This is a genomic window from Pseudomonas sp. RW10S2 (genome assembly GCF_014268985.1).
Taxonomy (GTDB): domain Bacteria; phylum Pseudomonadota; class Gammaproteobacteria; order Pseudomonadales; family Pseudomonadaceae; genus Aquipseudomonas; species Aquipseudomonas wayambapalatensis.
Genome location: NZ_JABWRO010000177.1, coordinates 1 through 7533, shown reverse-complemented (window position 1 = coordinate 7533; position 7533 = coordinate 1). Strand labels below are relative to the sequence as shown.

Genomic DNA, 7533 nt, shown 5'->3' with positions numbered 1-7533 from the left:
GGGGGGGGGGGGGGGGCCCCCCCCCCCAAAACAGGAGCGGTGCGGTTACAACGGGGTGTTACTTCTTGACCGGCTTCAGGTCGAACTTGTCAGCCTGGTACTGGAACAGCAGGCAATCTGCTGCAGCGGTGCAGCCGCTCTCGTGAACCAGGTCGGCGGGCAGCTTGTAGTACGAACCTGCCGGGAATTCGGTGCGCTTGCCATCGATCACGGCATAGAAGGTCCCGTCGAGTACTACGGTCGGCAGGGTCTCGGTGTGCTGGTGCAGGCCGTTGTCGACGCCCTTCTTGAACTTCACGTAGGCCGAGTACGGGCCCTCGCCAAAGATGTCGCCTTCGACGTTGGCGTAGCTGACCGCGCCCTTGGTGTTCGGCACGTCCTGCCATTTGAGTTCGGCGCTGTTCGGGACAGAGACCAGTTTGGTTTCGACGGCCTGCGCGGTAAGGGCGAGGGTGCCCAGGGCGAGGCCGGCAATCAGGGTGTGCAGTGCTTTCATGGAGAGGCTCCTTCGCCGATCAATGTGAGTGAGCGAAGGTTAACCAGATGTTCTAAGCACAGATACGGCACAAGTTAGCCATGACTTGTGCTTTTGTTGCACCAATCAATCTTCCCAGCGCGGCGTTCCGTAGTAGTGCTGCACGTAGTCGAGCAGTGCGCGTACCTTCGGTGCCAGATATCGGCTCTGCGGGTAGACGGCATACAGGCTGCGCCCCGGCAATCGCCAATCGGCCAGCACCGGCACCAGGCGCCCGTCGCGCAAGGCGTCATGCACGATGAAACGGTCGAAGCTGGCGATACCCAAGCCACCGATGGCGGCTGCACGCAGGGCCATGGGCGAGTTGGCGCTCAGCCGCCTGGGCATCAGCACGTCCTGCTGGGCACCTTGCGGACCGCTGAGCTGCAGGCGCTGGGGATGGGTGAGGCGGCTGTAGCCAAGTAGCGGATGGTCCTTCAGTGCGTCGGGCGTGGTGGGTGTGCCTTGGCGTTCGAGGTAGCCCGGTGCGGCCACCAGCATAACCGGGCTGGGCGCCAGCAGGCGTGCGACCAGGCTGGAGTCGGGCAGGTGGTCGGTGATCCGCAGGCAGACATCCACTTCCTCCTCGATCAGGTCGACGAAGCGATCGGTGCAACTGAGCTCGATCTGCAGGTGCTCGTACCGTGCCGCGAAATCCGGCAGCCAGTGGCCCAATTCGAGCTCTCCGAAGGCGGTGGCAACGCTCAGGCGCAGTGTGCCAGTGGGCTGTTGCTGGTGCTCGGACAGCTCCAGGTTCATGGCCTGCATCTGTTCGAGAATCAACACGCAGTGGCGGTAGAACAGCATGCCCGCTTCGGTGGGTTGCAGGCTGCGGGTGGTGCGGTTGAGCAGTTGCGTGCCGAGTTCGCGCTCGAGGTTCTTCACCTGGCGCGACAGCACGGTGTGAGACACGCCCGCCTGATGGGCGGCGGCGCTGAAACTGCCGAGGTCGACGACTCGGCGGAAGGTCTGCATGGCGCTCAATTGGTCCATCGGCACATCGCTCCTTGGGTGCGTGCGGCGGGGTCTGCTCGACCCCGCAGTGCGCGGATCAGCGCCTGACCAGCAGGACCCCGCTTTCCATGTGATGGGTGTAGGGGAACTGGTCGAACAGCGCGCAGCGTTCGATACGGTGGCTATCGTGCAGTTGGGCGATGTTCTGCGCCAGCGTCTCGGGGTTGCAGGAGATGTACAGGATGCGCTCGAAACGTCGGGTCAGCTCGCAGGTGTCCGGGTCCATGCCGGCGCGCGGTGGGTCGACGAAAACGGTGCCGAAGTCGTAGCTTTTCAGGTCGATGCCTTCCAGACGACGGAATGGGCGAACCTCATTCAGCGCCTCGGTCAGTTCCTCGGCCGACAGGCGCACCAGGCGTACGTTGTCGATGCCGTTTTCGTCGAGGTTGTGCAGGGCGGCGTTGACCGAGGTCTTGCTGATCTCGGTGGCCAGCACCTGGCGCGCGCGGGTGGCCAGGGGCAGGGTGAAGTTGCCGTTGCCGCAGTACAGCTCCAGCAGGTCGTCGCTGCGCTCGCCCATTGCCTCGCAGGCCCAGCCGAGCATCTTCTGGTTCACCGCGCCGTTGGGCTGGGTGAAGGCGCCTTCAGGCTGGCGGTAGCTGAAGGTGCGCCCGGCGATATCGAGTTTCTCCACGGCATAGTCACGACCGATCACCACGCGCTTGCCCTTGGAGCGACCGATCACGCTGACGCCCAGTTGCGCGGCCAGTTGCTGCGCGGCGGCTTCCCAGGCCTGGTCGAGCGGGCGGTGATAGCACAGGGTGACCATGGCATCGCCAGCCAGTGTGGTCAGGAACTCGACCTGGAACAGACGATTGCTCAGGTCTTCGTTGCCCTGCCAGGCGGCCTTCAGGCGGGGCATCAGGTCATTGATGCGCTGGCTGGCGATAGGGAAGTCGTCGATCAGAATTGCCTTGTGCTTTTCGCCCGGGGCGAACATCGCGTAGTGGCGTTGACCCTCTTCGCGCCACAGGCGGAACTCTGCGCGCAGGCGATAGTGCTCGCGCGGCGACTCGAACACTGCAGGTTGCGGTGCATCGAAGGGCGCCAGCAGCTCGCGCAGGCGCTCGACCTTGGCCTGCAGTTGGGTCGTGTATTGCGAAGGGTCGAAGACGGCACTCATGCGTTGAACCAGCCCAGCTTGATGACGAACAGAATGGACAGGATCACCAGGGCCGGGTTCAGGTCGCGGTGACGACCGGAGATCAGCTTGATGGCGGTCCAGGCGATGAAGCCGAAGGCGATGCCGTTGGCGATCGAATAGGTCAACGGCATGGCCAGGGCGGTGACCACCACCGGCGCGGCCTCGGTGACGTCGTCCCAGTTGATCTCGGCCAGGCCCGAGGCCATCAGCACGGCAACGAACAGCAGTGCCGGCGCGGTGGCGTAGGCCGGCACGCTACCGGCCAGGGGCGCGAAGAACAGGGCCAGCAGGAACAGCACGGCCACCACGATGGCGGTCAGGCCGGTGCGTCCGCCGGCACTCACGCCTGCGGCCGATTCGATATAGCTGGTGGTGGTCGAGGTGCCCAGCAGCGAGCCGGCCATGGCTGCGGTGCTGTCAGCGATCAGCGCACGGCCCATTTTCGGCATGTGGCCGTCCTTGCCCATCAGGCCGGCGCGCTTGGCCACGCCGATCAGGGTGCCGGAGTTGTCGAACAGGTCGACGAACAGGAAGGCGAAGATCACGCTGATCAGCCCGACGTCCAGCGCACCCTTGATGTCCAGTTGCAGGAAGGTCGGGGCCAGCGACGGCGGCATGGAAACGATGCCGCCGAACTGGCTGGCCCCCACCAGGATCGACACCACGGTCACGGCGAGGATGCCGATCAACACGGCGCCGCGCACTTTCAGCGACTCGAGGCCGACGATGAGGAAGAAACCGAGGGTGGCAAGGATCGGTGCAGGCTGCTTGAGGTCGCCCAGGCCCACCAGGGTGGCCGGGTTATCGACGACGATGCCAGCGTTGTGCAGGGCGATCAGCGCCAGGAACAGGCCGATGCCCGCAGCGATCGCCGAGCGCAGCGGCAGCGGGATGCTGTTCACGATCCACTCGCGGATACGGAAGATCGACAGCAGGAAGAACAGCACTGCCGAGAGGAATACCGCGCCCAGTGCCACCTGCCAGGTGTGGCCCATGTGCAGGACCACGGTGTAGGTGAAGAAGGCGTTCAGGCCCATGCCCGGAGCGAGGGCGATCGGGTAATTGGCGATCAGGCCCATGGTGACCGAGCCGATGGCCGCGGCCAGGCAGGTGGCGACGAAGATCGCGCCCTTGTCCATGCCGGTTTCGCCGAGGATGCTCGGGTTGACGAACAGGATGTAGGCCATCGCCAGGAAGGTGGTGACGCCCGCGAGGATCTCGGTGCGCACGTTGGTGTTGTGTGCTTTTAGTTGAAACAGCCTTTCCAGCATGCCTGCTCCCATGGCGCCGCGGCGCCGTGAATGTATTCGACCCCATCAGCAAAGCACAGACCGTACCGGTTGCCGTGGTTTTGTGGGGGCGGAAAAAAGCCGCGCATCATACCAGCATGGGGGGCGGGGGCCTATGGCTGTTGGTCTTTGTGGCGTGGCGCCCGCTGTCGGCGCGGCCTGGTGCCGCGAAAGGGCTGCCAGGCAGCCCCATGAAGACTATTGCGGATTGTGCATCCGGTCACGGTTGGCCAGGGTCGGGAACAGCTTCATCCACACGCCAGTGACCACCAGCGTGCCCACGCCACCCAGCACCACCGCCGGAACTGTGCCAAACCAGTGCGCAGTGACCCCGGATTCGAACTCGCCGAGCTGATTCGAGGCGCCGATGAACAGCCCGTTCACCGCGCTGACCCGGCCGCGCATTTCATCCGGTGTCTCCAACTGCACGAAAGCACTGCGGATGACCATGCTGATCATGTCCGCCGCGCCCAGTACCACCAGCACCGCCAGCGAGAACCAGAACGAGGTCGACAGGCCGAAGGCGATGGTCGCCACGCCGAACACACCCACGGCGGTGAACATGGTCCGGCCGACCTTGCGCTCCACCGGGAAGCGCGCCAGCCACAGCGACATCAACAAGGCGCCCACCGCCGGGGCCGAGCGCAGCAGGCCCAGGCCCCAGGCGCCGGTGAGCAGGATATCCTTGGCGAACACCGGCAGCAGCGCCGTGGCACCGCCCAGCAGCACGGCGAACAGGTCAAGCGAGATGGCGCCGAGGATGTCCGGGCGACTGCGGATGAAGCGGATGCCGGCCAGCAGCGATTCCAGGCTGGCACGGCCGCGTTGAGGTGTCTGCTGGCGCGAATCGAGGGTGAACATCAGCAGGCAGGCAATGGCGTACAGCAATACGGTCGGGCCATACACCCAGATGCTGCCGAAGGCGTACAGCAGGCCGCCGACCGCCGGGGCGACGATGGTCGCTGCCTGGGTCGCCGACGCCGACGCAGCGACGGCGCGCGGGAACAGCCCCGGCGGCACCACGTTGGGCAGCAGTGCCTGGGTTGCGGGCATCTCGAAGGAGCGAGTGGCACCGAGCAGGAACGCCAGCACGAAGATCAGTTCGCGGGTGACGCTGTCGGTGGCACTGCCCAGCGCCAGGGCCAGGGCGATGAGCCCTTGCAGGCACTGGCACAGGGCGGCGACCTTGCGCCGGTCGTAGCGGTCTGCCACATGCCCGGTGTGCAGCATGAACAGCACCCGGGGGGCAAACTCGACCAGGCCGACCAGGCCCAGGTCCAGGACGTTGCCGGTGAGCTGGTAGAGGTGCCAGCCGATGGCCACGGTGAGCATCTGGAAGCCGCTGGCGGTGAAGACCCGCGCAAGCCAGAAGGCGATGAAAGGACGGTGGTGACGCAACAGCAACGGTGCGGACTCAGACATCAGGGGCCAACGGCAGCGGAGGGAGGGGGCTGCAGATTAGCATTTACTTGTAACAAATGGTTGCGGGCTGTTGGGCAATAGCCTGGGTAGCCGCTCCCATTGCAGGAGCGGGTTTACCCGCGAAAACGACACCGCGCTGCCTGGCACGGGCTACGCCCGTGTTCGCGGGACAAGTCGCAGCGGCGAACCGTCGCTCCCACAGGGATTGGGCTGACCTCAGATAGCTCGTGCGCGCGTCACCCGGTCCACCAGATAGACCAACCCGTGATAGTCGATACCACTATGGCTCGAAAGCCCGATCTCACAGGTCCGGCTGGTGGAAATCCCTTCGCTGCAGTACTGCACGGCATCTTTCAGGCTGCGCAGGGAGTGGGCATTGAGCTCCGGCGTGGTGAAGCCCTTGTCGCCAGCGAACCCGCAGCAATGGATGCCCTCGGGAATCACCACCTGCTTGCTGCAACGCCGCGCGAGGTCGATCAGCGCCTGGCTTTCGCCCAGGTGCTGGGTGCTGCAGGTGACATGCACGGCCACAGGTTCCTCCTGCGGGGTGAACTCCAGCTTGTCGAGCAGATGCGTGCGGATGAAGCGTACCGGGTCGTAAAGATCCAGTCGGGTTTCCCCCAGGTCCTGTACCAGGCGCAAGGTGCAGGGGCTGGTGTCGCAGTAGATCGGGTCGAGGCCGCCGCGGCTCGCATGCAGCAGGGCGGCGATCAGTTCCTGGCGTTTGTGCTCGGCCTGTTCGGCATAGCCCTTGGAAGCGAATGGCTGGCCGCAGCAGAGGTTGTCGGCGTTGTCGGGGAAGATCACCTGGTAGCCGGCCTTTTCCAGCAGGGCCCGGGTCTTGTCCAGCAACGAGCGCTGCTCGCGATCGCCATAGGCCGGACCCATGACGCGCGACACGCAGGCCGCGAGGTAAACCACCCGAGGTCGTGCATCGTGGCTTGCCGGGCCGAAGTCGATCGGTTTGAGCGGTTGCGGCATGGCCGGTGTCCACTGCGGCAGGCGACCGTTGCTGACCTTGCGCAGGCCGCTGCTGAGGCGTCCCAGGCGCGGGGCGCCGAGCAGCTTGCGGGCGCCGTTGGCTGCGGCGAGGGTCAGGCGTGCGCCGCTGAGGGCCGAGTGGAAGTGCTCGGCCAGCCAGTCGGCGGTCTTCAGATGGCCGGCGGCCTCGCCGCGAAGCTTTTTCACCAGCTCGCCGGTGTTGATCCCCACCGGGCAGCGCTGGGCGCACAGGCCGGTCGCGGCACAGGTGTCGAGGCCCTGGTATTGATAGGTCTGCAGCAGCTCGCGGGTGTCGAGACCGGCACGGCGCCTGGCCTGGATATCGCGCCACATGACGATGCGCTGGCGCGGGCTGAGGGTCAGCCCTTTGGACGGGCACACCGGCTCGCAGAAGCCGCACTCGATGCATTTGTCGACGATCTCGTCGGCCGCCGGCAGTGGCTTGAGGTTTTTCAGGTGGATGTCTGGATCGCTGCTGAGCACCACATCCGGGTTGAGGATGCCGTTGGGGTCGAGCAAGCGCTTGAGTGCCCACATCAATTGGTAGGCGTCCTTGCCCCATTCCAGCTCGACGAAGGGCGCCATGTTGCGTCCGGTGCCGTGCTCGGCCTTGAGCGAACCGCCGAATTCCACCGCCACCAGTTGCGCAACGTCCTCCATGAAGGCCTGGTAACGCGCAACTTCTTCGGCGCTGTTGAAGCCCTGGGTGAAAACGAAGTGCAGGTTGCCTTCCAGCGCGTGGCCGAAAATGATCGCCTCGTCGTAGTGATGCTTGTCGAACAGCTGGATCAGGCGGTTGACGCCTTCGGCCAGTTGCTCGACCGGGAAGGTTACGTCTTCGATGATCACTGTGGTGCCGGTCTGGCGCACGGCGCCGACAGCGGGGAAGGTGTCCTTGCGAATCTTCCACAGCAGGTTGTACACCGCCGGATCTTCGCTGAACTCGACCTTCTGCTCGAGCGGGAACTCGGCGATGGACCCCATCACCTGCGCCAGTTGTTCGTGCAGCAGGCTCTGGCTGGCGGCGCGGGACTCGATCAGCAGGGCGCAGGCGTTGTCTGACAGGCCCTTCACCCAGGCCGGCATGCCTGGCATCTCCTGCACCGAGCGCAGGCTGCGGCGGGGGGGGGGCCCCCCCCCCCCCCCCC

6 protein-coding genes are annotated in these 7533 nt (G+C 65.3%); all 6 read right to left on the bottom strand.

Annotated elements, in window-relative coordinates; genetic code table 11:
- Window positions 1-58 precede the first annotated feature (58 nt).
- Complete coding sequence (locus tag HU729_RS24305; protein ID WP_186669374.1) at window positions 59-496, bottom strand: DUF4437 domain-containing protein; 438 nt, start codon at window positions 494-496, stop codon at window positions 59-61.
- 105 nt (window positions 497-601) lie between these two features.
- Window positions 602-1507 carry a LysR family transcriptional regulator gene (locus HU729_RS24300; RefSeq protein WP_186711786.1) on the bottom strand — a complete coding sequence of 302 codons (906 nt, stop codon included), beginning with the start codon at window positions 1505-1507 and terminating at the stop codon, window positions 602-604.
- 58 nt (window positions 1508-1565) lie between these two features.
- Window positions 1566-2651: a tRNA (uridine(54)-C5)-methyltransferase TrmA gene (trmA, locus tag HU729_RS24295; protein WP_186669377.1), complete on the bottom strand. Its 1086-nt coding sequence runs from the start codon at window positions 2649-2651 to the stop codon at window positions 1566-1568.
- Window positions 2648-3943, bottom strand: a complete 1296-nt coding sequence (locus HU729_RS24290; RefSeq protein WP_054892635.1) for an NCS2 family permease — start codon at window positions 3941-3943, stop codon at window positions 2648-2650. Before HU729_RS24290 ends, trmA begins: the two co-directional genes overlap by 4 nt.
- Before the next feature lie 216 nt (window positions 3944-4159).
- Window positions 4160-5383 (bottom strand): MFS transporter, encoded by a 1224-nt coding sequence (locus HU729_RS24285; RefSeq protein ID WP_186669382.1) that lies wholly within the window; start codon window positions 5381-5383, stop codon window positions 4160-4162.
- Window positions 5384-5599: 216 nt separating this feature from the next.
- Window positions 5600-7533: FAD-linked oxidase C-terminal domain-containing protein (locus tag HU729_RS24280; RefSeq protein ID WP_186711785.1), on the bottom strand; the 1934-nt coding region annotated here is incomplete at its 5' end.

Coding starts and splice junctions, on each gene's coding strand:
- HU729_RS24305 (WP_186669374.1), bottom strand. CDS start 496: ATGAAAGCACTGCACACCCTGATTGCCGGCCTCGCCCTGGGCACCCTC.
- trmA (WP_186669377.1), bottom strand. CDS start 2,651: ATGAGTGCCGTCTTCGACCCTTCGCAATACACGACCCAACTGCAGGCC.
- HU729_RS24285 (WP_186669382.1), bottom strand. CDS start 5,383: ATGTCTGAGTCCGCACCGTTGCTGTTGCGTCACCACCGTCCTTTCATC.
- HU729_RS24300 (WP_186711786.1), bottom strand. CDS start 1,507: ATGGACCAATTGAGCGCCATGCAGACCTTCCGCCGAGTCGTCGACCTC.
- HU729_RS24290 (WP_054892635.1), bottom strand. CDS start 3,943: ATGCTGGAAAGGCTGTTTCAACTAAAAGCACACAACACCAACGTGCGC.